This is a genomic window from Streptomyces durmitorensis (assembly GCF_023498005.1).
In the GTDB taxonomy this organism is placed as follows: Bacteria; Actinomycetota; Actinomycetes; order Streptomycetales; family Streptomycetaceae; genus Streptomyces; species Streptomyces durmitorensis.
Genome location: NZ_CP097289.1, coordinates 5873677 through 5897091, shown reverse-complemented (window position 1 = coordinate 5897091; position 23415 = coordinate 5873677). Strand labels below are relative to the sequence as shown.

The 23415-nt window shown below is 69.4% G+C and carries 26 protein-coding genes, 1 tRNA gene and 1 riboswitch; of the genes, 9 read left to right on the top strand and 18 right to left on the bottom strand.

Annotated features, from left to right (window positions below; genetic code table 11):
* Positions 1-6: 6 nt before the first annotated feature.
* A complete protein-coding gene (locus M4V62_RS26410; RefSeq protein ID WP_249589698.1) occupies positions 7-1326 on the top strand; it encodes an SGNH/GDSL hydrolase family protein in 1320 nt (439 codons plus the stop codon).
* A gap of 86 nt (positions 1327-1412) precedes the next feature.
* Here M4V62_RS26410 and M4V62_RS26405 read toward each other — a convergent pair whose 3' ends face one another.
* From M4V62_RS26405 to M4V62_RS26390, 4 genes are read right to left on the bottom strand one after another with little or no spacing between them, the layout of a single operon-like run.
* On the bottom strand, positions 1413-2135 hold the full coding sequence (locus M4V62_RS26405) for a DUF1707 SHOCT-like domain-containing protein (RefSeq protein WP_249589697.1): 723 nt from the start codon (positions 2133-2135) through the stop codon (positions 1413-1415).
* A 9-nt stretch (positions 2136-2144) separates the two neighbouring features.
* Positions 2145-3110, bottom strand: coding sequence for an ABC transporter ATP-binding protein (locus M4V62_RS26400; protein WP_249589696.1), 966 nt, complete (start codon positions 3108-3110; stop codon positions 2145-2147).
* Between the two features lie 6 nt (positions 3111-3116).
* Positions 3117-3881, bottom strand: coding sequence for an ABC transporter permease (locus tag M4V62_RS26395; protein WP_249593003.1), 765 nt, complete (start codon positions 3879-3881; stop codon positions 3117-3119).
* A 49-nt stretch (positions 3882-3930) separates the two neighbouring features.
* Positions 3931-4752 (bottom strand): ABC transporter permease, encoded by an 822-nt coding sequence (locus M4V62_RS26390; RefSeq protein WP_249589695.1) that lies wholly within the window; start codon positions 4750-4752, stop codon positions 3931-3933.
* A gap of 209 nt (positions 4753-4961) precedes the next feature.
* Here M4V62_RS26390 and M4V62_RS26385 point away from each other — a divergent pair, with 209 nt between their 5' ends.
* Positions 4962-7427, top strand: a complete 2466-nt coding sequence (locus M4V62_RS26385) for a transglycosylase domain-containing protein (RefSeq protein ID WP_249589694.1) — start codon at positions 4962-4964, stop codon at positions 7425-7427.
* A gap of 11 nt (positions 7428-7438) precedes the next feature.
* On the opposite strand, the gene M4V62_RS26380 is transcribed toward M4V62_RS26385, so the two are convergent.
* The 3 genes from M4V62_RS26380 to M4V62_RS26370 all read right to left on the bottom strand — a co-directional run bounded on the left by M4V62_RS26380 (position 7439) and on the right by M4V62_RS26370 (position 8704).
* Positions 7439-7759, bottom strand: coding sequence for a DMT family transporter (locus M4V62_RS26380; protein ID WP_249589693.1), 321 nt, complete (start codon positions 7757-7759; stop codon positions 7439-7441).
* Between the two features lie 49 nt (positions 7760-7808).
* Positions 7809-7878, bottom strand: a riboswitch (guanidine-III (ykkC-III) riboswitch).
* Between the two features lie 52 nt (positions 7879-7930).
* The gene (locus tag M4V62_RS26375; RefSeq protein ID WP_107101836.1) at positions 7931-8233 is read right to left on the bottom strand and encodes a GroES family chaperonin; all 303 of its coding nucleotides are present in this window, start codon (positions 8231-8233) and stop codon (positions 7931-7933) included.
* A 141-nt stretch (positions 8234-8374) separates the two neighbouring features.
* Positions 8375-8704 (bottom strand): DUF3618 domain-containing protein, encoded by a 330-nt coding sequence (locus M4V62_RS26370; protein WP_249589692.1) that lies wholly within the window; start codon positions 8702-8704, stop codon positions 8375-8377.
* 154 nt (positions 8705-8858) lie between these two features.
* Here M4V62_RS26370 and bcp point away from each other — a divergent pair, with 154 nt between their 5' ends.
* From bcp to M4V62_RS26355, 3 genes are all read left to right on the top strand, one after another.
* Positions 8859-9326 carry a thioredoxin-dependent thiol peroxidase gene (gene bcp / locus M4V62_RS26365; RefSeq protein WP_249589691.1) on the top strand — a complete coding sequence of 156 codons (468 nt, stop codon included), beginning with the start codon at positions 8859-8861 and terminating at the stop codon, positions 9324-9326.
* Between the two features lie 123 nt (positions 9327-9449).
* Positions 9450-10946 (top strand): glycine betaine/L-proline transporter ProP, encoded by a 1497-nt coding sequence (gene proP, locus M4V62_RS26360; RefSeq protein ID WP_249589690.1) that lies wholly within the window; start codon positions 9450-9452, stop codon positions 10944-10946.
* A 258-nt stretch (positions 10947-11204) separates the two neighbouring features.
* Positions 11205-11281: transfer RNA gene (locus M4V62_RS26355), tRNA-Leu, on the top strand.
* A 60-nt stretch (positions 11282-11341) separates the two neighbouring features.
* Here the strand turns inward: M4V62_RS26355 and rdgB are convergent.
* From rdgB to M4V62_RS26330, 5 genes are all read right to left on the bottom strand, one after another.
* Positions 11342-11947: an RdgB/HAM1 family non-canonical purine NTP pyrophosphatase gene (rdgB, locus tag M4V62_RS26350; protein WP_249589689.1), complete on the bottom strand. Its 606-nt coding sequence runs from the start codon at positions 11945-11947 to the stop codon at positions 11342-11344.
* A 69-nt stretch (positions 11948-12016) separates the two neighbouring features.
* Positions 12017-12412 carry a hypothetical protein gene (locus tag M4V62_RS26345; protein ID WP_249589688.1) on the bottom strand — a complete coding sequence of 132 codons (396 nt, stop codon included), beginning with the start codon at positions 12410-12412 and terminating at the stop codon, positions 12017-12019.
* 176 nt (positions 12413-12588) lie between these two features.
* Complete coding sequence (locus M4V62_RS26340; RefSeq protein WP_249589687.1) at positions 12589-12981, bottom strand: hypothetical protein; 393 nt, start codon at positions 12979-12981, stop codon at positions 12589-12591.
* Positions 12982-13112: 131 nt separating this feature from the next.
* Entirely contained in the window at positions 13113-13862 is a 750-nt protein-coding gene (rph, locus tag M4V62_RS26335) for a ribonuclease PH (RefSeq protein ID WP_249589686.1), read from the bottom strand.
* Positions 13863-13967: 105 nt separating this feature from the next.
* Positions 13968-14201, bottom strand: a complete 234-nt coding sequence (locus tag M4V62_RS26330; protein ID WP_249589685.1) for a PTS sugar transporter subunit IIB — start codon at positions 14199-14201, stop codon at positions 13968-13970.
* Between the two features lie 223 nt (positions 14202-14424).
* Here M4V62_RS26330 and M4V62_RS26325 point away from each other — a divergent pair, with 223 nt between their 5' ends.
* The 3 genes from M4V62_RS26325 to M4V62_RS26315 all read left to right on the top strand — a co-directional run bounded on the left by M4V62_RS26325 (position 14425) and on the right by M4V62_RS26315 (position 18262).
* A complete protein-coding gene (locus M4V62_RS26325) occupies positions 14425-15738 on the top strand; it encodes a PTS transporter subunit EIIC (protein ID WP_249589684.1) in 1314 nt (437 codons plus the stop codon).
* A 266-nt stretch (positions 15739-16004) separates the two neighbouring features.
* Complete coding sequence (locus tag M4V62_RS26320; protein WP_249589683.1) at positions 16005-17270, top strand: PTS transporter subunit EIIC; 1266 nt, start codon at positions 16005-16007, stop codon at positions 17268-17270.
* Positions 17271-17359: 89 nt separating this feature from the next.
* Positions 17360-18262, top strand: a complete 903-nt coding sequence (locus M4V62_RS26315) for a DUF7916 family protein (RefSeq protein WP_249589682.1) — start codon at positions 17360-17362, stop codon at positions 18260-18262.
* 12 nt (positions 18263-18274) lie between these two features.
* On the opposite strand, the gene M4V62_RS26310 is transcribed toward M4V62_RS26315, so the two are convergent.
* Positions 18275-19027, bottom strand: coding sequence for an MBL fold metallo-hydrolase (locus M4V62_RS26310; protein ID WP_249589681.1), 753 nt, complete (start codon positions 19025-19027; stop codon positions 18275-18277).
* A 224-nt stretch (positions 19028-19251) separates the two neighbouring features.
* On the opposite strand from M4V62_RS26310, the gene M4V62_RS26305 reads away from it, so the two are divergent.
* Positions 19252-19713 carry a type II toxin-antitoxin system PemK/MazF family toxin gene (locus tag M4V62_RS26305; RefSeq protein WP_249589680.1) on the top strand — a complete coding sequence of 154 codons (462 nt, stop codon included), beginning with the start codon at positions 19252-19254 and terminating at the stop codon, positions 19711-19713.
* A 245-nt stretch (positions 19714-19958) separates the two neighbouring features.
* On the opposite strand, the gene M4V62_RS26300 is transcribed toward M4V62_RS26305, so the two are convergent.
* The 5 genes from M4V62_RS26300 to M4V62_RS26285 all read right to left on the bottom strand — a co-directional run bounded on the left by M4V62_RS26300 (position 19959) and on the right by M4V62_RS26285 (position 23354).
* Complete coding sequence (locus tag M4V62_RS26300) at positions 19959-20912, bottom strand: PLP-dependent cysteine synthase family protein (protein ID WP_249589679.1); 954 nt, start codon at positions 20910-20912, stop codon at positions 19959-19961.
* 6 nt (positions 20913-20918) lie between these two features.
* Positions 20919-21197, bottom strand: coding sequence for a MoaD/ThiS family protein (locus tag M4V62_RS26295; protein ID WP_249589678.1), 279 nt, complete (start codon positions 21195-21197; stop codon positions 20919-20921).
* 139 nt (positions 21198-21336) lie between these two features.
* Positions 21337-21438 carry a putative leader peptide gene (locus tag M4V62_RS43755; protein ID WP_336605789.1) on the bottom strand — a complete coding sequence of 34 codons (102 nt, stop codon included), beginning with the start codon at positions 21436-21438 and terminating at the stop codon, positions 21337-21339.
* Positions 21439-21507: 69 nt separating this feature from the next.
* A complete protein-coding gene (locus tag M4V62_RS26290) occupies positions 21508-22323 on the bottom strand; it encodes an ABC transporter ATP-binding protein (protein WP_249589677.1) in 816 nt (271 codons plus the stop codon).
* Positions 22320-23354, bottom strand: a complete 1035-nt coding sequence (locus M4V62_RS26285) for a FecCD family ABC transporter permease (protein WP_249589676.1) — start codon at positions 23352-23354, stop codon at positions 22320-22322. Before M4V62_RS26285 ends, M4V62_RS26290 begins: the two co-directional genes overlap by 4 nt.
* Positions 23355-23415: the final 61 nt, after the last annotated feature.

Here is a 23415-nt window from a genome sequence, read left to right as displayed (position 1 = left end):
GCCCGCATGACCAAGCGTCACGGTTATGCCCTGCTTGCCGCGGTCCTCGCGGTAATAGTGGTGATTTCCGCCGCCATATACCTCGGTGTATCCACCGACGACGGATCTCAGGACACCATCAGCGCGGGGCCCCGCGGCCCGCGCAACTCCGCGGCGCCCGCCTCCGCGGGCACCTGGGTCGGTACGTGGGCCGCATCCCCCGCGGCAGCCGAACCAAACACGCACCGCAACGGCTTCGCGGGCCGCTCCATCCGCAACGTCGTGCACACCAGCGTCGGCGGCGACAGCGCCCGCATCACCCTGTCGAACCTGTACGGGCAGCAGCCGCTGAGCATCACCCACGCCTCCATCGCCGTGGCCGCCGGGGCGAACAACCCGGCCGCGGCGCCGGGCACCCTGCGCCGCCTCGCCTTCAACGGCAACACGTCCGTGGTGATCCCCGCGGGCCAGCAGGTGATGAGCGACGCGGTCAGGCTGCGCGTGCCGCACGACGTCGACCTCCTGGTCACGACGTTCTCGCCGACCCCGTCGGGCCCGGCCACCTTCCACCCGCACGCGCGCCAGGTCAGCTACATCGCCGAGGGCGACCGTACGGAGGACCCGAACGGCGCCGCGTACACCCAGCAGAGCACCTCCTGGCGCTACCTCTCGGCCGTGGACGTCCTGAGCAACGAGTCGAACGGCACCGTCGTCGTCTTCGGTGACTCGCTCACCGACGGCATCTCCTCCACCATGGGCGCCAACGCCCGCTGGACCGACACCCTCGCCGACCGCCTGCGCGAAGAGTCGGGCGCCCCGCGCTACGGCGTCGTGAACGAGGGCATCAGCGGCAACCGCATCCTCTCGGACGGCAACGGAACCCCCGCGGACAACCCGAGCGGCCTCACACGCTTCGACCGCGACGTCCTCGACCGGTCGGGCATCAAGGCCGTCGTCGTCGCACTCGGCGTCAACGACATCCTGCGCAACCCGCACCAGAACGACCCCGACCGCATCGTCGAGGGCCTGCGGGAGCTGACGCGGCAGGCGCACACACGCGGTCTTCGGGTCGTCGGGGCGACCCTGATGCCGTTCGGCGGCCACCGGGGGTACGAGCCGGGTCTTGAGAACGTGCGCCAGGCCGTGAACGAGCAGATCCGTGACGGCAAGGTGTTCGACGAGTTCGTCGACTTCGACCGGGCGCTGCGCGATCCGTACGACCCCCGCAAGCTGCGCGGCCAGTACGACTCGGGCGACCACCTGCACCCGAGCGACCTGGGCTACCGCAAGATGGCGGAGACGTTCAACCTGACGCACCTGCGGGGATCCGCGGCCGCCGAGCTGTAGCCGGCCGCCGAGCCGGGGCGCACCCCCGGCTCATCTCCCTCCCCGGGTCATCTCCCCGGCTCATCTCCCTGGGTCATCTCCCCGGCTCAGTCCCGCTCCTCGCGCTTGCGCGCGTGCAGCTCGTGCCGCGCCTCGCGCCGCTCCAGGCGCTCGCGGCGGCGCTCCTCCTTCAGGCGCAGCTTCTCGGCCCTGCGGATCTTGCGGTCCACGCCGACGCCGCCCATCAGGGCGAAGCCCTTGACGACGACGCGGGGCGAACCGGGGGTGCCCTCGCCGGTCGCCTTGTCGTCGAAGCCGCCCATGAAGCCGAAGCCCTTGACCAGGACGTTCATCTCCGGCGGCACGATGACCTGCATGCCGCCCATGACGGTCCAGCAGCGGATCTCCACGTCGCGCTCCGTGAACCGCGCCTCGCGCAGGTCGATCTCGCCGCCGCCCCACACCGCGATCCCGTCGAACTGCCGGCCGACCACCCAGCCGCCCTTGCGGCTGAAACCGCCCCAGAAGGCGAAGCCGAGCTTCGACGTCGGTTCGCCGCTCACCATCCGCTCGGACCAGTCGATGGCGTCGGGATCGCGGCTCGCCGGGCCCTTCACCATGGAGATCTTGGCGCCCACGTCCGGCAGATCCCGGGTGATCGGCTCGAGCTCGCCGTACGTACGTGCCTTGTACGTCGCGTCCAGGCGCTCCTCGAACTCCTCCATGTCGAGGCGGCCCTCGGCCACGGCGTCACGGAGTCGTTCGGCGACGCGTTCACGGTCGGCGTCGGCGGCCCGAAGGTCCGGGAGATGAGGCTGCTCGTCGGTCATGCGAGCAGCCTACGAGGTCGCCTTCTCCGCGTACATCTTGGCGATGACCGCCTCGATGTCGGGTTCCCTGACCGAGAGGTCGACCATCGGATACCGCTCCGCGACCCGGGCGACAAGCGGAGCTGCCGACTCCGCAGCCGGGAAGGCCAGCCACTGCCGCGGGCCCTCCACCTTCACCACCCGCGCCGACTCCACCTCGATGGGCGGAAGTTCGCGTTCCAGGTCCACGACCAGGGTCCGCTCGCTCTCGCCCACCTCGTGCAGACCGGCAAGCGCGCCGTCGTACATCAGGCGGCCGTGGTCGATCACCATCACGCGCTTGCAGAGCTGCTCGATGTCGGTGAGGTCGTGCGTGGTGAGCAGGACCGTCGTGCCCGCCTCCGCGTTCAAGTCCCGCAGGAACTGGCGCACTTTGGCCTTGCTGATCACGTCGAGGCCGATCGTCGGCTCGTCCAGGTAAAGCACCTCGGGATCGTGGAGCAGCGCCGCCGCGATGTCGCCGCGCATCCGCTGGCCGAGCGAGAGCTGGCGCACGGGGACGTCCAACAGGGCGCCCAGCTCCAGGAGTTCGACGCAGCGGTCGAGGTTCTCCTTGAAGCGGGCGTCCGGGATCCGGTACATGCGGTGCATCAGGCGGTACGAGTCGATCAGCGGCAGGTCCCACCACAGGGTGGTGCGCTGGCCGAAGACCACGCCGATGCGCCGCGCCAGGCGGGTGCGCTCGCGGGACGGGTCGATGCCCGCCACGCGCAGCCGCCCTCCGCTGGGCGTCAGGATGCCGGTCAGCATCTTGATCGTCGTCGACTTGCCCGCGCCGTTCGGCCCGATGTAGCCGACCATCTCGCCGCGCGGCACGGTGAAGCTGATGCCGTCGACGGCACGCACCTCGTGCTTCTCGCGCCGCAGGAAGCCGGTCTTCTTGGCGACGTCGAAGACCTTCTCGACGCCGTCGAGCTCAATGAGGTCTGGTTCCACGGCAGTTCAGCTCCCTGTGCTGCGGTACGAACGAAGGCCCGTGCGCCAGGCGAGGCCCGCGAGCGCGAGAAGGACGGCGGCCACCAGCGGCGGCGTGAACGCCACCCACGTCGGCAGGTCCAGCGGATAGGGGCGCCCGAGGACGTACAGCGCGGGGATCCAATTCACGAAGGCGAGCGGCAGCACGAAGGTCACCCCGCGCACCATGTCCTTGGTGAAGACGGTCGGCGGATACTGGAGCAGCGTGTTGCCGCCGTAGGTGAAGGCGCTCTGCACCTCGGCCGCGTCCTGCGCGAGGAACTGGAAGGCCGCGCCCGCCACCCACACGGCCGCGAAGATCCCCGATCCGCAGAGCAGCATCAACGGGATCATCAGGACCTTCAGCGGGGTCCAGTCGATGTCCAGGACCACGAGCGCGTACGTGAGGACGAGCACCCCCTGGACGACGCGCCCGATGCGGTGCAGGCCGAACCGGTCGGCGGCGACCTGCGCGATCACCGGGACGGGCCGCACCAGGAGCGTGTCGAGCGTGCCGTCACGCACCCGCCTCCCCAGCCGGTCCATGGACCCCATGGCGAGGTCCGTGAGCCCGAACGCGGTGCCCGAAGCGCCGTACAGGAAGGCGATCTCGGGCAGCGAGTAGCCGCCGAGCCGGTCCACCTGGGAGAACATCAGCAGGATCGCGGCGAAGTCGAACGCCGTCACCGCGAGGTTGCCCAGCGCGGTCATCGCGAAGGACAGCCGGTAGGCCATCAGGGAGCGGATCCACATGCCGGAGATCAGCCGGTAGGCGCGCAGCCCCTCCCGCGCCTGTGCCAGGTCAGCCACCCTGGACCACCACCCGTCGCGTGGCGACCGCCTGCAACAGCCGCCCGGCCGTGAGGAGCGCCGCCGCCCAGCCGATCTGGAAGGCGTACGTCTGGAGCAGGTCCACGCCCGTGTGCTTGCCGAGGAACACATCGGCGGGCACCTGGAGCAGAGCCGACCAGGGCAGGGCGCGGGCGATCTCGCCCAGGGCGCCCGGGAAGACGTTCAGCGGGAGCAGCATCCCGGAGAAGAAGGTGCCCGCGAGCATCGCGATCTGGGTCACGCCCGCGCCGTCCATCAGCCAGAACGCGCAGAGCGCCACCAGGAAGCGGATCGAGAAGCTGACCACCACGCCGAGCAACACGGCGAGCAGGAACGCGAGCCATTGCAGCGGATCGGTGGGCAGGGCCAGGTCGAAGACGAGGGAGCCGACCACCATCGGCGCGACACCGCGCCCGAGCAGCTGGAACAGGGCCCGGCCCAGGTCGGTCGCGAGCCACCAGGCCTGCAGGTCGACGGGCCGGTACAGATCGACCGCGATGTCTCCCGAGCGGATCCGCTCGATCAGCTCGCCCTCGAAGCCACCGCCCATCAACGACATCACCGTGAGCAGCCCCTGCCCCAGCCATACGAACGTCAGTGCCTGCGCCTGGTCGTAGCCGCCGAGCCCCGGCCGCTCGTCCCAGAGTGCGATGTACGTGTACGCCAGGATCAGCCCGAAGACGGTGTTGGTGAACACGCCCGCCAGGGTGGCGATCCGATAGGTGGCGTACCGCCTGAAGCCCGCTCCGGCGACGGCCGCGTACAAGCGGAACCGTCCTGTACGCACACGCATCCCCTTTAACGAGAGTCTTGACGACAGCCTTGACGAAAGCCGTGCCCGTTCCGGGCCAAAGAGACGGAGCCTAGTGCGGTCGTCATCGCTCGTGCCAGGCATTTTCGGCGCACGGCGCGTGCCTGGCAGGGAACGCATGAAGCGACAGTGTGCAATGGGTCGTACGAGGCGTACGTGACGTACGACGCGAAACGGGAGTTCCACGAGACATGAGCAGCGACGAGCCGCAGCAGCAGGGCGCCAAGGGACCAGAGGGCTGGGCGCCCCGCGAACCCGTGGACACCCCCGATGAGACCCCTGAGGAGTCGTCAGAGGCACCCGCAGGCAAGAAGGGCAAGAAGAAACGCCCCAAGCGCAAGGGCTGGCGGCGGATCTTCCCCACCTGGCGCATGGTGCTCGGCGGGTTCATCCTGCTGATCCTGCTCTGCGTCGGTGGCTTCGTCGCGGGCTACATGATCGTCGACATCCCGCCGGCCAACGCGGCCGCCACCGCGCAGAGCAACGTCTACCTCTACGCCGACGGCAGCCAACTGGCCCGCGACGGCGAGGTCAACCGCGAGAACGTACCGCTGAGCCAGATCCCCAAGAAGGTCCAGCACGCCGCGCTCGCCGCCGAGGACCGGGACTTCTACAGCGAGTCCGCGGTCGACCCCAAGGCGATGGTCCGCGCCGCCTGGAACACCGTCACCGGCAAGGGCAAGCAGTCCGGCTCGACGATCACCCAGCAGTTCGTGAAGAACTACTACCTGGGCCAGGAGCAGACGATCACCCGCAAGGCGAAGGAGTTCTTCATCTCCATCAAGCTGGACCGCGAGGTGAGCAAGAACGACATCCTCGCCGGGTATCTCAACACCAGCTACTTCGGACGCAACGCGTACGGCGTGCAGGCCGCGGCCCAGGCCTACTTCGGCGAGGACGTCAAGGACCTGGACACCGCGCAGGGCGCCTATCTGGCGACGCTCCTCAACTCCCCCAACGCGTACGACGTGGCGACCCACCCGGAGAACAAGCAGCGCGCCGTGGGCCGCTGGAACTACGTCCTGGACGGCATGGTCAAGGAGGGGTGGCTCAGCGCCGCCGAACGCGCGAAGACCAAGTTCCCGACGCCGAAGGAGGCCAAGGGCGCCTCCGGCCTCTCCGGGCAGCGCGGTTACCTCGTGCAGGCCGTCGAGGACTACCTGACGTCCAACGACATCGTCGACGAGGACACCCTGGCCAAGGGCGGCTACCGCATCACCACCACCCTCCAGAAGAACCGCCAGGACGCCTTCAAGGAGGCCGTCGACGACCAGGTGATGTCCAAGGTCGACAAGGACGCCCGCAAGGTCGACCGCAACGTGCGCGCGGGCGGCGCCTCGATCGACCCGGACACCGGCAAGGTCGTCGCGATGTACGGCGGCATCGACTACACCAAGCAGTACGTCAACAACGCCACGCGCCGCGACTACCAAGTGGGCTCCACCTTCAAGCCGTTCGTCTTCACCTCGGCCGTGGAGAACGGCTCGGTCACCCAGGACGGCCGCACGATCACCCCGAACACGATCTACGACGGCACCAACAAGCGCCCGGTGCAGGGCTGGGACGGCGGGACGTACGCCCCCGAGAACGAGGACGACGTCAACTACGGCAACATCACCGTCCGCGCCGCCACCGACAAGTCCGTCAACTCCGTCTACGCGCAGATGGCCGTCGACGTCGGCTCGGACAAGGTCAAGGACACGGCGATCGCCCTCGGCGTCCCGGAGTCCACCCCCGACCTGACCGCGTCACCCTCCATCGCGCTCGGCCCGTCCACGGCCTCCGTCCTGGACATGACGGAGGCGTACGCGACGCTCGCCAACCACGGCAAGCACGGCACGTACACGATGGTCGAGAGGGTCACCAAGGACGGCCAGGAGATCGAACTGCCGGAGAAGAAGACCGCGCAGGCCGTCAGCCGCGAGGCCGCCGACACCACCACGTCCATCCTGCAGAGCGTCGTCGACGGCGGCACGGGCACGGCGGCGCAGGCCGCGGGCCGCCCGGCGGCCGGCAAGACCGGCACCGCGGAGGAGGACCAGGCCGCCTGGTTCGCGGGCTACACCCCCGAACTCGCCACGGTGGTCTCCGTGATGGGCCAGGATCCGGACACCGGCGCGCACACGCCGCTGTACGGGGCGCTCGGCCAGCCGCGTATCAACGGCGGCGCCTACCCCGCCCAGATCTGGGCGCAGTTCACCAGGGACGCCCTGGAGGGCGAGCCGGTGCGGGACTTCGACCTGGAGCTGGAGGAGGGCGCCGACGTGCCGGAGATCCCCGACCCCACGGACGTCGAGCCGGACCCGGCGACCGGCGGCGCGGCCACCGGCGGCGACGACGACACGCAGGGCCAGGACCAGGGCCAGACCCAAGGTCAGGACCAGGGCCAGACGCAGGGCCAGGACCAAGGGCAGACCCAGGGCCAGGACCAGGGGCAGACCCAGGGGCAGGATCAGGGGCAGACGCAGGGCCAGACGGACGGCGGTGCCACCGTCGACGGCGGAACGGCCGACGGCGGCACCACCGCCGATCCGGGCGCCGCCCAGGGGCAGACCGACGGCTCCACCGCCGACGGCGGTACGGGTGCCGACGCCGGAGCCCTGGGCGGCCTGACGGACGGCTCGACCACCAGAAGGCGGGGCGAACCCGCCCAGTAGCCGGTGGGGGGCTAGTGCCCCGAGGTCGCCTTCAGACCCACGACGGCCACGAGCAGCAGCACGACGAAGAAGATCCGGGCGGCGGTGGCGGGCTCACCGAGCACCATCATCCCGACCACCGCCGCACCGGCAGCACCGATGCCGACCCACACGCCGTACGCCGTACCGATGGGCAGCGTCTTGGCGGCATGGGAGAGCAGCAGCATGCTCGCGACGATCCCGAGGCCGGTGAACACGCTCGGCCACAGCCGGGTGAACCCCTCGGTGAACTTCATCCCGATCGACCAGCCCACTTCGAGCAGACCGGCGACGATCAACAGAACCCAGGCCACGACGGCACCTCCGACACGTAGAGACGCGAGATCGCGTCACTTGAATGGGGGTGCGTCGTCTTTGCGGAAACCCGGTACGGCGCGTCTCGTCGGGGTCCTTAAAAGGTAGCAAAGAACGCGCAAAAGGGGCTGGTGACGATGGTCACCAGCCCCTCGCAATGCTTGCGCGGCCTACAGATACAGCCCGGTCGAGTCCTCGGAGCCCTCGAACCGGTCGGCGGCCACGGCATGCAGATCGCGCTCGCGCATCAGCACGTACGCCACGCCCCGCACCTCCACCTCGGCCCGGTCCTCGGGGTCGTACAGGACCCGGTCACCCGGCTCCACCGCGCGCACGTTCTGCCCGACGGCGACGACCTCGGCCCAGGCCAGACGCCTGCCGACCGCGGCGGTCGCGGGGATCAGGATGCCGCCGCCCGACCTGCGCTCGCCCTCACCTGTGTCCTGCCGCACCAGCACGCGGTCGTGCAGCATGCGGATGGGCAGCTTGTCGTCGTGGGTGCTGTGTCCCTGGCTCTTGGCGCTCACGCCCCGAACCTACCTGCCAACGGCACGCCCGTACGATGCCGGGTCAGTGCTTGTGCGATGCGGGGTCAGTGCTTGTGCGATGCCGGGTCAGCGCTTGCGGCGGCGCGAACTCACCGTGAGCAGCCCCACGAGCCCCACGACCACCAGCGCCACCGGCACGACGCGCTCCAGACGCGGCGCACCGTCCTCGGTCACCAGCTGGCCCCGCACGTCCGAGATGACGCGATTGGCACCGACGTACACCCGGCCGAGGGAGTTGTCGAAGCCCGCGACGACCTTGGCCTTCGCGTCACCGACGATCGTCTTCGGGTGGACCCGCACCCCGATCTCGTCGAGCGTCTCGGCGAGCGTCTCGCGACGGCGCTTGATGTCCGCCTCGATCTGCGCCGGGGTCCTGATATCCGACGTGTCCGACACCGCGCTGCCTCCGTGGTCGTGTCCGGCTGTCTGTTCTTCTGTACGTATCGCCGACAGTCTGTCAGCTCCGGGCGCACCGCACCCCACGGCACCCCTATTACCCTCGACTCCGTCACCACACGTTTTACGAGCACCCTGTGCGAGGAGACCGAAGATGAGCGAGCGACTCACCCCCGGCGAGACGGCCCCGGCCTTCACCCTGCCGGACGCGGACGGCAAGGACGTCTCCCTGGCCGACCACAAGGGCCGCAAGGTCATCGTGTACTTCTACCCGGCCGCCCTCACCCCCGGCTGCACCAAGCAGGCCTGCGACTTCACCGACAACCTCGACGCGCTCGCGACCGCGGGCTACGACGTCATCGGCGTGTCCCCGGACAAGCCGGAGAAGCTGGCGAAGTTCCGCGAGCAGGAGAACCTCAAGGTCACGCTGGTCGGCGACCCCTCCAAGGAGACCCTGGAGGCGTACGGCGCCTTCGGCGAGAAGAAGCTGTACGGCAAGACCGTGACCGGCGTCATCCGCTCCACGATCGTGGTCGACGAGGCGGGCAAGGTCGAGCACGCGTTCTACAACGTCAAGGCGACCGGCCACGTAGCCAAGATCATCAAGGACCTTGGCATCTGACCCGCGCCTCCCCGCCCCGCTCACACTGTGACGAACGCCCCCTTCATGGGGGCGTTCGTTTGCGTCGGAGATGTTCGAGCAAGTGATCCCAGGAGGATTGTTCGCAGAACGGAAGGACTACCCATGGCGGCCCACGACGAGGCAGAGGCCGATACAGAGGCTGTGAAGCGCCACCGCACCCTCTTCCGAGCCGCCAAACGGCGCGCGAATCCACCACTGCGCCGCACGGACATCACGGTCACGGACGATGCCGCGGTCAAGCGGGCGGTCAAAGCGGCCTCGCTCGGAAATGCCATGGAGTGGTTCGACTTCGGCATCTACAGCTACCTGGCCGTCACCATCGGCCACGTCTTCTTCCCTTCCGGGAACGACACGGTCCAGCTGATCTCCTCCTTCGCGACCTTCGCGGTGTCCTTCCTCGTGCGGCCCATCGGCGGCATGGTCTTCGGCCCGATGGGCGACAAGATCGGCCGCAAGAAGGTCCTCGCGCTGACGATGATCATGATGGCGATCGGCACCCTCGCCATCGGCCTGATCCCGTCCTACGCCACGATCGGCTTCTGGGCCCCGGTCCTGCTGATCTTCTTCCGCCTCGTGCAGGGCTTCTCGACGGGCGGTGAGTACGGCGGCGCGTCCACCTTCATCGCCGAGTACGCCCCCGACAAGCGCCGCGGCTACTTCGGCAGCTTCCTGGAGATGGGCACCCTCGCCGGCTACACGGGCGCGGCCGGCCTGGTCCTCATCCTCAACACGGCACTCGGCTCCGCGGCCATGGAGTCGTGGGGCTGGCGCGTCCCGTTCCTCGTCGCGGGCCCGCTCGGCCTCGTCGGCCTCTACCTGCGGCTGAAGCTCGACGAGACGCCCGCGTTCCAGAAGATGGAGGACGCCACCTTCCACGCGGCGTCCGAGGGCGCCTCCACCGTGGAGACCACCGCCAAGGGCGACCTGGCGAAGATCTTCACCAACTACTGGCCCACGCTGATCCTGTGCATCGCCCTGGTCGGCGCGTACAACGTCACCGACTACATGCTCCTGTCGTACATGCCGACGTACCTCTCGGACGAACTCGGCTACGACGACTCGCACGGCCTGCTGATCCTCATCGGCACGATGGTGATCCTGATGCTGATCATCAGCCAGGTCGGCAAGCTCTCCGACCGCTTCGGCCGCAAGCCGCTCCTGATGACGGGAATGGTCAGCTTCTTCGTCCTCTCGATCCCGGCGTTCCTCCTGATCAAGCAGGGCAGCCTTCTGGCAGTCTCGGGCGGCATGCTCATGCTCGGCCTCTCCCTGGTCTGCCTGCTCGGCACAATGTCGGCAACGCTCCCGGCCCTGTTCCCCACGTCGGTCCGCTACGGCTCCCTGTCGGTCGGCTACAACATCTCCGCCTCCCTCTTCGGCGGCACGGCCCCCCTGGTCATCACATCGCTGATCAGCATCACGGGGACGGACATGATCCCGGCGTACTACTCGATGGCGGCGGCACTGGTCGGCATAGTGGCGGTGGCCTGCCTGAAGGAAACAGCCCAGAAGCCACTGTCGGGCTCGCCCCCGTCGGTGGAGACGAAGCAGGAGGCGGCAGAACTGGTGGAGGCCGCCGCACCTACGCCGAGGTTCTGAACCCTCCCTCTCCCCGCCCCGCCCCGAACGGCCCGCCCCACACGCGAAGTGAGGCGGGCTGTTCCGCATTCCAGGGGTGACTGTCCGATTGTCGGTTCGTTAGTCCGTACGAGGCTGCGAACAGGCGGCCCTTGCGCCTGCTGTGCCCCAACTGTCACGCGATTACGAGCACGTGGTGCCGGGGAGGCCGACGCCGAACCGGTTTGCGGCCCTCTCCACCGACAGACGACTTCGCCCAGTAAAGTAGGAGGCGCTTCGGCGCCTGTACTCCAACTGGCAGAGAGACTGGTCCTAGGAACCAGCTGTTGTCGGTTCGAATCCGACCGGGCGCACCAAGCCGAAGGCCCGGCTCGCGTACCCCGCGAGCCGGGCCTTCGTCATACGTACGCGCACCCTCAGCCCAGCAGCTCCCGCACCACCGGCACAAGCGCCCGAAACGCCTTCCCCCGGTGGCTGATCGCGTTCTTCTCGGCGGCTGAGAGTTCCGCGCATGTGCGTGTCTCGCCCTCCGGCTGGAGGATCGGGTCGTAGCCGAAGCCGCCCGCGCCCGCGGGGGCGTGGCGCAGGACTCCTCTCAGCTGGCCCTCCACCACCCGTTCCGTGCCGTCCGGCAGGGCCAAGGCCGCCGCGCACGCGAAGTGGGCGCCCCGGTGGGTGTCCGCGTCGATGTCGCCGAGTTGGGCCAGGAGGAGGTTCAGGTTCGCGGTGTCGTCGCCGTGGCGGCCTGCCCAGCGGGCGGAGAAGATGCCGGGGGCGCCGCCGAGGACGTCCACGCAGAGGCCGGAGTCGTCGGCGACCGCGGGGAGGCCGGTGGCCTGGGCGAGGGCGTGGGCCTTGAGGAGGGCGTTCTCTGCGAAGGTGACGCCGGTTTCCCTGACGTCGGGGATCTCGGGGTAGGCGTCCGCGCCGACGAGGTCATGGGTGAGGCCTGCGTCGGCGAGGATCGCCTTGAGTTCCGTGATCTTGCCGTTGTTGCGGGTGGCGAGGATGAGGCGGGTCATGCCCACCAGTATCCGGCCTGCCCCGGGTGCTGCGTCCTTGCCCCGGGTGCTGTGGCCCTGCCCCGGGTGCTACGGCGTGCAGACCTTCGTCAGTTCGCCTGCCGCGTCCGTGATCCCACTGAGGTCGGGGGTCGCGTCGCCGTTGTCGATGGACGTGCGGACGTTGGCGACGGCCTTGTCGAGGTCGTCGACCGCCTTGTTCACGTCGGTGTTGTCGGTCTTGTCGCCGATCTCGTCGATGTTCTTGTCGATCTTGTCGAGTGCCTCGTCCGCCTGCGTGGGGTCGTCCCCCGCCTTCTCGACGGCCTGCTGGAGGTCGGTGACGCTGTCGGCGATGGCGTCGGCGGTCTGGACGCAGTCGAGCGCCTTGTTGACGGCGTCGCAACCGACAAGGCCGATGCCCGCCGGCACGGCGAGCAGGACGGCGGTTACTGCGGTGGCGATACGGCGGTGGCGCGCGGCCATGGTTCGGTCCCTCCCCAGGGGTACGGACGGGCACACGGCTTGGCCCGCGCGCCCGTACTCGTTAGAACGCCCTCAAGGGGGCTGATGGTTGCTTGTCGGGTGGCTCGGCTTGGTCGAGGAGAAGCGGGGCAGAGCGGGGCGAGCCTCCGGAATCGGGCCCGCGTGCGCCGGTGTCCTTACGGGGTGCAGGCCTTGGTGACGTTGCCGCCCGCGTCCAGGACGGGGCGCAGGTCGGGTGTCTTGTCGCCGCCGTCGACCGCTGCCTCGACGTTGTCGACGGCTTCCTTCATCTTGTCGACGGCCTCGCGCACGTCCTCGTCGTCGTTCTTGTCGCGGATCTCGTCGAGGTCGGACTCGATGTTGTCGAAGGAGTCGTCGGCCTTGTCGGGGTAGAGGGCCGCCTCCTGGGCGGCCTTGCGCATCGCGTCGGCGCTGTCGGAGACCGCGTCGGCCGCGCGTACGCAGTCCACGGCGTCCTTCGGGTCGCAGGCGGCGAGGCCGAGCACTCCTGGGACGACGAGCAGGGTGATGGCGGTGGCGGTGACGAGACGGTGGTGACGCGCGGCCATGGATGAAGCCCTCCCCGGCGAGCGGCCGGGCGCGCGGCCTGTCCGCGCGCCCGTCGTATTCGTAACAACGCCCTTGGGGTGGCTGGTGGTTGATCGGCCGCCTGTTCAACTGGCGGCGCAGACGGCGTAATTCAGCCGTTCTGGACCGTGGATTCCAAGGCCTGGCGCTGGAACGCGGCCAGGTCCTCGCAGCCGCCGACCGCGAGGTCGAGCAGGGCATTGAGCTCCTTGCGGTCGAAGGGCTCGGCCTCGGCGGTGCCCTGGACCTCGACGAAGCGGCCGTCGCCGGTGCAGACGACGTTCATGTCGGTGTCGGCCTTCACGTCCTCCTCGTAGCGCAGGTCGAGGAGCGGGACGCCGCCGACGATGCCGACGGAGACGGCGGAGACGGTGTCGGTCAGGGGCTTGCGGCCGGCCTTGATGAGCTTCTTGCCCTGGGCCCAGGCGACGGCGTCGGCGAGGGCCACGTACGCGCCGGTGATGGCGGCGGTGCGGGTGCCGCCGTCGGCCTGGAGGACGTCGCAGTCGAGGACGATGGTGTTCTCGCCGAGCGCCTTGTAGTCGATGACGGCGCGCAGGCTGCGGCCGATGAGGCGGGAGATCTCGTGTGTGCGGCCGCCGATCTTGCCGCGTACGGATTCGCGGTCGCCGCGGGTGTTGGTGGAGCGCGGCAGCATCGAGTACTCGGCGGTGACCCAGCCTTCGCCGCTGCCCTTGCGCCAGCGCGGGACGCCCTCGGTGACGGAGGCGGTGCAGAAGACCTTGGTGTCTCCGAAGGAGATGAGGACCGAACCCTCGGCGTGCTTGCTCCAGCCGCGTTCGATGGTGATCGGGCGGAGCTGTTCGGGGGTGCGGCCGTCGATGCGGGGCTGTGAGGACATGCGGCTGAGCCTATCGGCACCTGGGTGAGTGGCCCGTCCCCGCCGCATGGGTGAGGGACCCTTCCCCGTTGCCGGGCAGGGTCCCTCACCGGTGCGTTCAGCGGCTCACATCATGTCTTCGATGTCCGCGGCGATCGGGTCGGCGTCGGTGCCGATGACGACCTGGATCGCGGTGCCCATCTTGACGACGCCGTGGGCGCCTGCGGCCTTCAGCGCGGCGTCGTCGACCTTGCTCGGGTCGTGAACCTCGGTGCGGAGGCGGGTGATGCAGCCCTCGACCTCTTCGATGTTGTCGATGCCGCCGAGCCCGGCAACGATCTTCTCAGCCTTGCTGGCCATGGTGTTCTCCCTGTTCCTAAAGGACGCGGCCTCACCACACCGTAGGTCCGCTTTGTCACGGTAACGCACGGTTGGAGCATCTTCGCGGGCGGTTACGTCACTCGTACCCAATGATGACGATCAAGGCGCCATCTCTGTGGGGACGGCACCGCACCCGTTCCGCAACTGGTCTACACCAGTTTTCAACGACCGCCAAACCTGGCTTGTTCCGGAGGGGACGCCGATGAGTTCCGAAGCAGCAGCGGTGCCGCAGAAGAAGTGGTGGAGCGGTCTCTTCCAGGGCCTGCAGAAGATGGGCCGCAGCCTCCAGCTCCCCATCGCCGTCCTGCCTGCCGCCGGTATCCTCAACCGCCTCGGCCAGCCGGACGTCTTCGGCGCCGACGGCCTCGGCTGGGACAACGTAGCCAAGGTCTTCGCTGCGGCGGGCGGTTCGCTCCTGGACTCCACCCTCGGCCTGCCCCTGCTGTTCTGCATCGGTGTCGCGATCGGCATGGCCAAGAAGTCGGACGGCTCCACCGCCCTCGCGGCGGTCGCCGGTTTCCTCGTCTACTACGCGGTCCTGCGCGCCTTCCCCGACGACTGCCCCACGGACACCACCTTCGGCGGCGCGGGGATGTGGGGCGGCGTCTGCGTGGCGGAGGACGGAACGGTCGCACAGGCCCCGTACCAGAACCCAGGGGTCTTCGGCGGCATCGTGATGGGCCTGCTCTCCGCCTGGTTCTGGCAGCGCTACCACCGCGTGAAGCTGGTCGACTGGCTCGGCTTCTTCAACGGCCGCCGCCTCGTGCCGATCATCATGGCCTTCGTCGGCCTGGTCTTCGCGGGTCTGTGCGTGTGGATCTGGCCGCCCGTCGGTGACGCCCTGACCAGCTTCTCCAAGTGGCTCGTGGACCTCGGCTGGCTGGGCTCCGGAATCTTCGGCGTGGCCAACCGCGCACTGCTCACGATCGGCCTGCACCAGTTCCTGAACACGTTCGTCTGGTTCCAGTTCGGCGACTTCACCAAGCCGGACGGCACGATCGTCCACGGTGACATCAACCGCTTCCTCGCGGGCGACCCGACGGCGGGTCAGTTCACGTCGGGCTTCTTCCCGATCATGATGTTCGCGCTCCCGGCGGCGGCCCTGGCGATCACGCACGCGGCCCGCCCCGAGCGCCGCAAGGTGGTCGGCGGGCTGATGCTGTCGGTCGGCCTGACGTCGTTCGTCACCGGCATCACCGAACCGATCGAGTACTCGTTCCTGTTCATCGCCCCGGCCCTGTACGCGATCCACGCGGTCCTCACCGGCGTCTCGATGGCGGTGACGTGGGGCCTGGGGGTCAAGGACGGCTTCAGCTTCTCGGCGGGTCTGATCGACTACGTCATCAACTGGAGCCTGGCGACCAAACCCTGGCTGATCATCCCGATCGGGCTCGTCTTCGCGGCGGTGTACTACGTCCTGTTCAGCTTCGTGATCCGCAAGTTCGACCTGCATACGCCGGGACGAGAACCGGAAGAGGAAGCGGAAGCACTGGACGCGGAGCAGACCAAGGCATAGCTCCAGCAGGGGCTGAGTCTGCGCCCCCGCACACAGCCGCATACGGAAGGCCCTCGGACCTCGGGTCCGGGGGTCTTTTGCCGTTCATTTCGCGTTATGGCCGACCCCACAAAACTCGTGGGTTCCTTACGTCACCTTCACCGTGCTACAACAGGTCTACACCACTAATTGGTGTAGACCACGCGGCTCTCGCCGCGGGACCCCCGGAGACGCCGCCGTCCCCCTCTTCCATGTCCTTGGCGGCGCCTTGCCCACTGGAGGAAGTTGTGTCCACGGCCAGTGCCGCCCCCGCGGCCGACAAGAAGAAGGGCGCAGGCGCGATGGCTGTCATGCAGCGCATCGGCCGCAGCCTCATGCTGCCGGTCGCCGTGCTGCCGGCAGGCGCCCTGCTCATCCGCCTCGGCCAGCCCGACATGCTGGGCCGCGAGTCCTTCCCCGAGTTCATCACCAAGATCGCCACCTTCATGGCGGCCGGCGGCAGCGCGATCATCGACAACATGGCGCTCCTGTTCGCCGTCGGCATCGCGATCGGCTTCGCCAAGAAGTCGGACGGCTCGACCGCTCTCGCGGCCGTCACCGGCTACCTGGTCTTCCAGAAGGTGCTCGGCACCTTCACGGACAAGAACCTGCCGAAGGTCGCCACCGCCGTCGACGGCAAGGTCGTCATGGTGGACGCGCCCGTGGACGCCAAGGTCCTCGGCGGCGTGGTCATGGGCATAGTCGTGGCCCTGCTCTACCAGAAGTTCTACCGGACGAAGCTGCCCGACTGGGCGGGCTTCTTCGGTGGCCGCCGCCTGGTCCCGATCCTCTCCGCCTTCGCGGGTCTGTTCATCGGCATCATCTTCGGCTACATCTGGCCGGTCCTCGGCACGGGTCTGCACAACTTCGGTGAGTGGCTTGTCGGTTCGGGCGCGGTCGGCGCGGGCATCTTCGGTGTCGTCAACCGTGCACTGATCCCCGTCGGCATGCACCACCTCCTGAACTCCTTCCCGTGGTTCCAGGCCGGTTCGTACGAGGGCAAGAGCGGCGACATCGCCCGCTTCCTCCAGGGCGACCCGTCCGCCGGACAGTTCATGACCGGCTTCTTCCCGATCATGATGTTCGCCCTCCCCGCGGCCTGCCTCGCGATCGTCCACTGCGCGCGCCCCGAGCGCCGCAAGGTCGTCGGCGGCATGATGTTCTCCCTCGCGCTCACCGCGTTCGTCACCGGCGTGACCGAGCCGATCGAGTTCACGTTCATGTTCATCGCCCCGGTCCTGTACGCGATCCACGCGGTCCTCACCGGTGTCTCCATGGCGCTGACCTGGGCGCTCGGCATGAAGGACGGCTTCGGCTTCTCGGCCGGTGCGATCGACTTCTTCCTCAACCTGGGCATCGCGACCAAGCCCTGGATGCTCGTGCTCGTCGGCCTCTGCTTCGCGGTGGTCTACTACGCGATCTTCCGCTTCGCGATCCTCAAGTGGAACATCCCGACGCCGGGCCGCGAGTCCGACGAGGAGCTCGCCGAGCTCCAGAAGGCCGAGGCGAAGTAGCACTCAGCCTCACTCCAGGACCAAAGCCCCGCACCGTTGAGACCAACGGTGCGGGGCTTTATCCGTCTCGTCCGCATACCGTCGGAGATATGACGACCCCCCGCATCCTCGACCTCGACCGCGACCACCTCTCCGCCCTCCGCGGCCGCGCCCTGACCGCGTCGGTCGCCGCCGCCGAGGGCCGCACCATGGTCGGCGAGGTGTTCGCCGACCGGGCGGCCCTCGTGCCGATGCCCGGCATGCCCGGTGTGCACAACGCCGAGCTCGTCGCGGCCTTCGGCGCCGACATCGTCGTACTGAACCTGATCGAGCGGGCCTGGGACGGCGAGCGGCTCGACCTGCCGGGCCTTGGCACGTTCACGTCCATCGCCGAGCTCGCCGCCTTCATCGGACGGCCGGTCGGCATCAATCTGGAGCCCGGCGACGTCCCCGAGATCCGCCGTGCCAAGCCCGAGTACGCGCGACGGCTGATCGACATGGGTGCGGCGATGCTCTGTCTGACGGCGAATCCGGGGACGGGCGGTTCGTACGAGGGTCTTGCGCGGGTCACGGAGGAGCTGCGGCAGGGCCTCGGTGACGATGTCGCGCTCTGGAGCGGCAAGATGCACCACGCGGGTCACCCGGAGCGGGTCACAGCCGCCCGGCTCACCTCGCTCGTGGACGCGGGCGCGGACGGAGTCGTCATGCCGCTGCCCGGGACGCTGCCGGGCGTCACCAAGGAGCTGGCTGCCGAGGCCGTGGCCGCGGTGCAGGACGCGGGGGCGGTCGTGATGGGGGCGATCGGCACCAGCCAGGAGGGCAGCCACGCGAACGTCGTGCCGCAGCTGGCCCTGAACGCGAAGGAAGTGGGCGTCGACGCGCACCACTTCGGGGACTCCTACCTGCCGGGCATGTGCGACCCGGAGGTCATGTACGCCTACTCGGTCGCGATCCGCGGCCGCCGCCACACCTGGAACAGGATGGCGCTCGGCGGCCGCGGGACCAGGCGCTAGACCGCTGGATCGTCAGATCTCGTAGCTCCGGCCGGGCGCCGCGAGTTCGACCGGTCCTTCGTACGCCGTCCGTGCGTCCGCCAGGTTCACCTGGGGGTCGGTCCACGGCGGGATGTGGGTGAGGACAAGGCGCGCCGCCTTGGCGCGCCGGGCGGACTCGCCCGCCTCACGGCCGTTGAGGTGCAGGTCGGGGATGTTCTCCTTGCCGGCGGTGAAAGCCGCCTCGCAGAGGAACAGGTCGGTGTCGGCGGCCAGTTCGTCGAGCGCGCCGCTCACGCCGGTGTCTCCCGAGTACGTGAGGGACTTGCCCCCGTGCTCGACGCGGATGGCGTACGCCTCGACGGGGTGGCGCATCTTCTCCGTGCGGACCGAGAAGGGGCCGATGTCGAACGAGGCCGGCTTGACGGTGTGGAAGTCGAAGACCTCGCTCATCGAGGAGGCCGACGGGGTGTCGGCGTATGCGGTCGTGAGGCGCTGTTCGGTGCCCTCGGGTCCGTAGACCGGGATGGGGGCGCAGCGGCCGCCGTCGTGCCGGTAGTAGCGCGCCACGAAATAGGCGCACATGTCGATGCAGTGATCGGCGTGGAGATGGCTGAGGAAAATCGCGTCGATGTCGTAGAGACCGACATGGCGCTGCAGCTCGCCGAGGGCACCATTGCCCATGTCGAGAAGCAGCCGGAAGCCGTCGGCCTCGACGAGGTAGCTCGAACAGGCCGAGTCCGCGGACGGAAACGACCCCGAGCAGCCGACGACGGTGAGCTTCATGGAGCGGAAACCTCCGGGGGCGAAACGGGGGTTGTGCGGGGGCCTTGCGGGGGCTCGCGAAGAGGCCTGCGTCAGGCTCTTCGAGGAGTTCTGCGATCCGTCGAGCGTAAGGCGCAAAAGGTCCGGTCGCTCCTCCGTCGTGGGCCGTTGTGGGAGAACTCACCTGCGGTGTCACCGGTTCGGGGGGCGCGCGGGGCGGGGTGCGCGCCGGTACCGTCTGCGGTATGGATACGTCGTGGTGGCTCGCCCTGGCCGCTGTGGTGGTGCTCGCGTTGGTCGCCGCGGTGGTGGACGGCCGGGGGCGCGGCGACCGCGGACCCCGCGGTCGGACCACCCGGCCGCCGGGCCGTCCGCGCGGGCCTCGGCGCAGGCTCCCCGCGCCCAAACCGGCGGAGATCTGGTGGGCGAAAGTGCCCTACGAGGACGGTCCCGGCGAGAAGGACCGGCCCTGTCTCGTGCTTTCGGTGCGGGGCGAGAGCGCGGTCGTCGCGAAGATCACCAGCAAGTACCACGACGAGCGGGCCGGGGTGATCCCGTTGCCGCCCGGTTCCGTGGGCGACGCGCGGGGGCGGCCCAGCTTCCTGGAGACGGACGAGCTGCGGGACGTTCCGGTGTGGGAGTTCCGCAGGCGGGCGGGGATCGTGGATCCGGCGCTGTGGGACCAGGTCAGGTACTTGGCGGGGTAACGGAACGGACCTCCAACCCGTCCGGCGGCGGATCTCCGGCCGCCCGGCATGGGATTTTCAGCCCGTCCGGCGTGTGAGGACGAACGCGGCGGAACCGGTGACTTGCGGTGCCGTCGAGCCAGGCGTCGCCCGACTCCGCGGCGGGGCAGGACGCGAAAACGCCGGGCAGGCCGAAGAATCTCAGCCCGTCCGGCGTTTGAGGACGAACGCGGCGGAGCCGGTGATGAACCCGCTCCGCAGGGCGCCTAAGCCCAGAGCTGGCCCTGCAGTGTCTCGATGGCCGCCTCGGTCGTCTCGGCGGTGTAGACGCCCGTCGAGAGGTACTTCCACCCGCCGTCGGCCACCACGAACACGATGTCGGCGGACTCCCCCGCCGCCACCGCCTTCTTGCCGACGCCGATCGCCGCGTGCAGCGCGGCGCCGGTGGAGACCCCGGCGAAGATGCCCTCCTGCTGGAGGAGCTCGCGGGTGCGCGTCACCGCGTCCGCCGAGCCGACGGAGAAGCGGGTGGTCAGGACGGACGCGTCGTACAGCTCGGGGACGAAGCCCTCGTCGAGGTTCCGCAGGCCGTACACGAGGTCGTCGTAGCGGGGCTCCGCGGCGACGATCTTGATGTCCGGCTTCTGCTCGCGCAGGAAGCGGCCCACGCCCATGAGCGTGCCCGTGGTGCCGAGGCCCGCCACGAAGTGGGTGACCGAGGGGAGGTCCGCGAGGATCTCCGGGCCGGTCGTCGCGTAGTGCGCGCCCGCGTTGTCCGGGTTGCCGTACTGGTAGAGCATCACCCAGTCCGGGTGCTCGGCAGCCAGCTCCTTGGCCACGCGTACGGCCGTGTTGGAGCCGCCCGCCGCCGGGGACGGAATGATCTCCGCGCCCCACATGGCGAGGAGCTCACGCCGCTCCTGCGAGGTGTTCTCCGGCATGACGCACACGATGCGGTAGCCCTTGAGCTTGGCCGCCATCGCGAGCGAGATGCCCGTGTTGCCGGACGTCGGCTCCAGGATCGTGCAGCCGGGCGTCAACCGCCCGTCCTTCTCCGCCTGTTCGACCATGTGCAGCGCCGGGCGGTCCTTGATGGAACCGGTCGGGTTGCGGTCCTCCAGCTTCGCCCAGATGCGGACGTCGTCGGAGGGCGAGAGGCGCGGCAGGCGGACGAGGGGCGTGTTGCCCACGGCCGCCAGCGGGGAGTCGTAGCGAGGCATCCGCGATCAGACCATGCCGCCGGCCACGGCCGGGAGGATCGTCACGTTGTCGCCGTCCGTGAGCTTGGTGGTGATGCCGTCCAGGAAGCGGACGTCCTCGTCGTTCAGGTACACGTTCACGAAGCGGCGCAGCTTGTCGCCGTCCACGATGCGCTCGGCGATGCCCGCGTGCCGCGAGTCGAGGTCGGTGAAGAGCTCGGCGAGGGTGTCCCCGCTGCCCTCGACGGCCTTGGCGCCGTCGGTGTAGGTGCGGAGGATGGTCGGGATGCGGACCTCGATGGCCATGGCTGGGGGCTCCTGTCGGGAGAAGTCACGTGGGTGGGCGCGCGGCGGCCCGGTCGTGCGGGTGCGTCAGTTCGAGTGCGTAGGCGTCAGGCGTTACGCGCAGGTGGCGCCGCGGCTCACGGCCGTACGGCGGCGGCTGTCAGCGCGAACAGATCGCGCTGGAGAGCCTGCACAAATCGACGTGCAGACGCGCAACGAGCAGCATGCCCGGCATCTTGTCGCTCACGTCGTGGGGAACCATGCGGTCATCGTATCGATTCCCGGTCCGGGTTCTGGAATGTGATCTCACATGGTGGATGGAATGCGTCCATCACGTGGATGGCGCGATGCGGCGCCCCGCTGTGGGCAGGTAGGTGACCGTCGGAGCGCCCGTGGCCGGGTGCACCGCGACCTCCGCTGTGACGCCGTACACATCGGCGAGGAGCTCGCTGGTCAGAACCTCCTTCGGCGGTCCCGACGCGACCAGGCGGCCGGCGTCGAGCACGTACAGACGGTCGCAGTAGTAGGCCGCCAGGTTGAGGTCGTGCAGGGCCAGGAGATTCGTCGTGCCGAGGTCGCGGACCAGGGAGAGGATCTCCAGCTGGTAGCGGATGTCCAGGTGGTTGGTCGGTTCGTCGAGGACGAGGACCCCGGGCTCCTGCACCAGCGCCCTCGCCACGAGCGCGCGCTGGCGCTCGCCGCCGGAGAGCCCGGCGAAGGTGCGGTGGGCGAGGTCCGCCGCGCCGACCCGCTCAAGGGCCTCGCCGACCAGGACGGCGTCCCGCGCGCTGTCCGCCTCCCAGAAGCGCTTGTGCGGGGAGCGGCCCATGGCGACGATCTGCCGGACGGTGAGCTCGAAGCCGGTGTGCCCGTCCTGCGGGACCGTGGCGATGCGGCGGGCGCGGTCCTTGGCCGAGCGGGCCGCGAGGTCGTCGCCGTCCAGGAGGACGCGGCCGCCGGTGGGCGTGAGGGTGCCGTAGACGCAGCGCAGGAGGGTGGTCTTGCCGCTGCCGTTGGGGCCGACGAGGCCGACGGTCTCGCCTCGGTCGGCGTGCAGGGTGACGTCGTCGACGAGGGTCTTCTCGCCTGTGCGGTAGGAGAGGGATTCGGTGCGCAGGACAGCCGGGTTGCTCATGCGGTCGCTCATGCGGTGGCCTCCGTACGGTTCCTTCGCAGCATCCACAGGAAGAACGGACCGCCCGTCAGCGCCGTCAGGACGCCGACCGGGATGTCCTGCGGCGCCGCGACCGTGCGCGCGGCGAGGTCGGCGGCCACCAGGAACACCGCGCCCATCAGGGCCACCACCGGCAGGAGCGCCCGGTGCGCGGCGCCGACCAGCATCCGGGCCGCGTGCGGCACCATCAGGCCGACGAAGCCGATGGCTCCGCTGTACGCGACGAGTACGCCGGTCAGGAGCGAGGCGAGGACGAAGACGGCGGCGCGGAAGCGTGCCGTGTCGAGGCCGAGCACAGTGGCGCCCTCCTCCCCGACCAGGAGCAGGTCGAGCGGGCGGGCCAGGGCGACGAGCAGCGCCGTGCCCGCGATCAGGGCGGCGCCCGGCAGGGCGAGCATGTCCCAGCGGGCGCTGCCGAGGCCGCCGAGCGTCCAGTACAGGACTTCCTTCAGGTGGTCCGCGCTGTCGGCCATGATCAGGATCAGGCTGGTCAGGGCGGAGAGGATGTACGAGACGGCCACTCCGGCGAGGATCAGGCGCCCGGTGGCGAACCCTCCCCCACCCGACCTGGCCAGGGTGTAGACGACGAGCAGGGAGAGCAGGGCGCCGGCGAAGGCCGCGGCCGGGATGGTGACGGTGGTGGCCAGGCCCGCGCCGATGCCGAAGGCACTGCCGAGGACGATGACGGCGACGGCTCCCGCGGATGCTCCGGAGGAGACGCCGAGGAGGAACGGGTCGGCCAGGGGGTTGCGCACCAGGGCCTGGAGGACGGTGCCGATGACGGCTAGCCCGGCGCCGACGGCTGCGCCGAGCAGGACCCGGGGCAGGCGGACGTCCAGGACGATCGTGCGGAACGGGGAAGGTTCCGCGCCTCCGGTGAGGATCTCCAGGACGTCAGACGCGGGGATGCGGACCGACCCCAGGGCCAGGCCCGCAACGACCGCCGCCGCGAGGGCCACCAGCAGCCCGGCGACAACGGTGCCGTAACGGAGCCTTCCCCTCACGCCCGACGGGCTGCCGTCGATCACCGGCTCCGCCGAGTTCGTCCTCAAACGCCGGACGGGC

Bases quoted from the DNA above. Each gene is read 5' to 3' on its own strand.
- M4V62_RS26410 (WP_249589698.1), top strand. From the start codon at position 7: ATGACCAAGCGTCACGGTTATGCCCTGCTTGCCGCGGTCCTCGCGGTA.
- M4V62_RS26405 (WP_249589697.1), bottom strand. From the start codon at position 2,135: ATGACCGACGAGCAGCCTCATCTCCCGGACCTTCGGGCCGCCGACGCC.
- M4V62_RS26395 (WP_249593003.1), bottom strand. From the start codon at position 3,881: ATGTGGATCCGCTCCCTGATGGCCTACCGGCTGTCCTTCGCGATGACC.
- M4V62_RS26390 (WP_249589695.1), bottom strand. From the start codon at position 4,752: ATGCGTGTGCGTACAGGACGGTTCCGCTTGTACGCGGCCGTCGCCGGA.
- M4V62_RS26385 (WP_249589694.1), top strand. From the start codon at position 4,962: ATGAGCAGCGACGAGCCGCAGCAGCAGGGCGCCAAGGGACCAGAGGGC.
- M4V62_RS26375 (WP_107101836.1), bottom strand. From the start codon at position 8,233: ATGCTGCACGACCGCGTGCTGGTGCGGCAGGACACAGGTGAGGGCGAG.
- bcp (WP_249589691.1), top strand. From the start codon at position 8,859: ATGAGCGAGCGACTCACCCCCGGCGAGACGGCCCCGGCCTTCACCCTG.
- proP (WP_249589690.1), top strand. From the start codon at position 9,450: ATGGCGGCCCACGACGAGGCAGAGGCCGATACAGAGGCTGTGAAGCGC.
- rdgB (WP_249589689.1), bottom strand. From the start codon at position 11,947: ATGACCCGCCTCATCCTCGCCACCCGCAACAACGGCAAGATCACGGAA.
- M4V62_RS26345 (WP_249589688.1), bottom strand. From the start codon at position 12,412: ATGGCCGCGCGCCACCGCCGTATCGCCACCGCAGTAACCGCCGTCCTG.
- M4V62_RS26340 (WP_249589687.1), bottom strand. From the start codon at position 12,981: ATGGCCGCGCGTCACCACCGTCTCGTCACCGCCACCGCCATCACCCTG.
- rph (WP_249589686.1), bottom strand. From the start codon at position 13,862: ATGTCCTCACAGCCCCGCATCGACGGCCGCACCCCCGAACAGCTCCGC.
- M4V62_RS26330 (WP_249589685.1), bottom strand. From the start codon at position 14,201: ATGGCCAGCAAGGCTGAGAAGATCGTTGCCGGGCTCGGCGGCATCGAC.
- M4V62_RS26325 (WP_249589684.1), top strand. From the start codon at position 14,425: ATGAGTTCCGAAGCAGCAGCGGTGCCGCAGAAGAAGTGGTGGAGCGGT.
- M4V62_RS26315 (WP_249589682.1), top strand. From the start codon at position 17,360: ATGACGACCCCCCGCATCCTCGACCTCGACCGCGACCACCTCTCCGCC.
- M4V62_RS26310 (WP_249589681.1), bottom strand. From the start codon at position 19,027: ATGAAGCTCACCGTCGTCGGCTGCTCGGGGTCGTTTCCGTCCGCGGAC.
- M4V62_RS26305 (WP_249589680.1), top strand. From the start codon at position 19,252: ATGGATACGTCGTGGTGGCTCGCCCTGGCCGCTGTGGTGGTGCTCGCG.
- M4V62_RS26300 (WP_249589679.1), bottom strand. From the start codon at position 20,912: ATGCCTCGCTACGACTCCCCGCTGGCGGCCGTGGGCAACACGCCCCTC.
- M4V62_RS26295 (WP_249589678.1), bottom strand. From the start codon at position 21,197: ATGGCCATCGAGGTCCGCATCCCGACCATCCTCCGCACCTACACCGAC.
- M4V62_RS43755 (WP_336605789.1), bottom strand. From the start codon at position 21,438: ATGGTTCCCCACGACGTGAGCGACAAGATGCCGGGCATGCTGCTCGTT.
- M4V62_RS26290 (WP_249589677.1), bottom strand. From the start codon at position 22,323: ATGAGCGACCGCATGAGCAACCCGGCTGTCCTGCGCACCGAATCCCTC.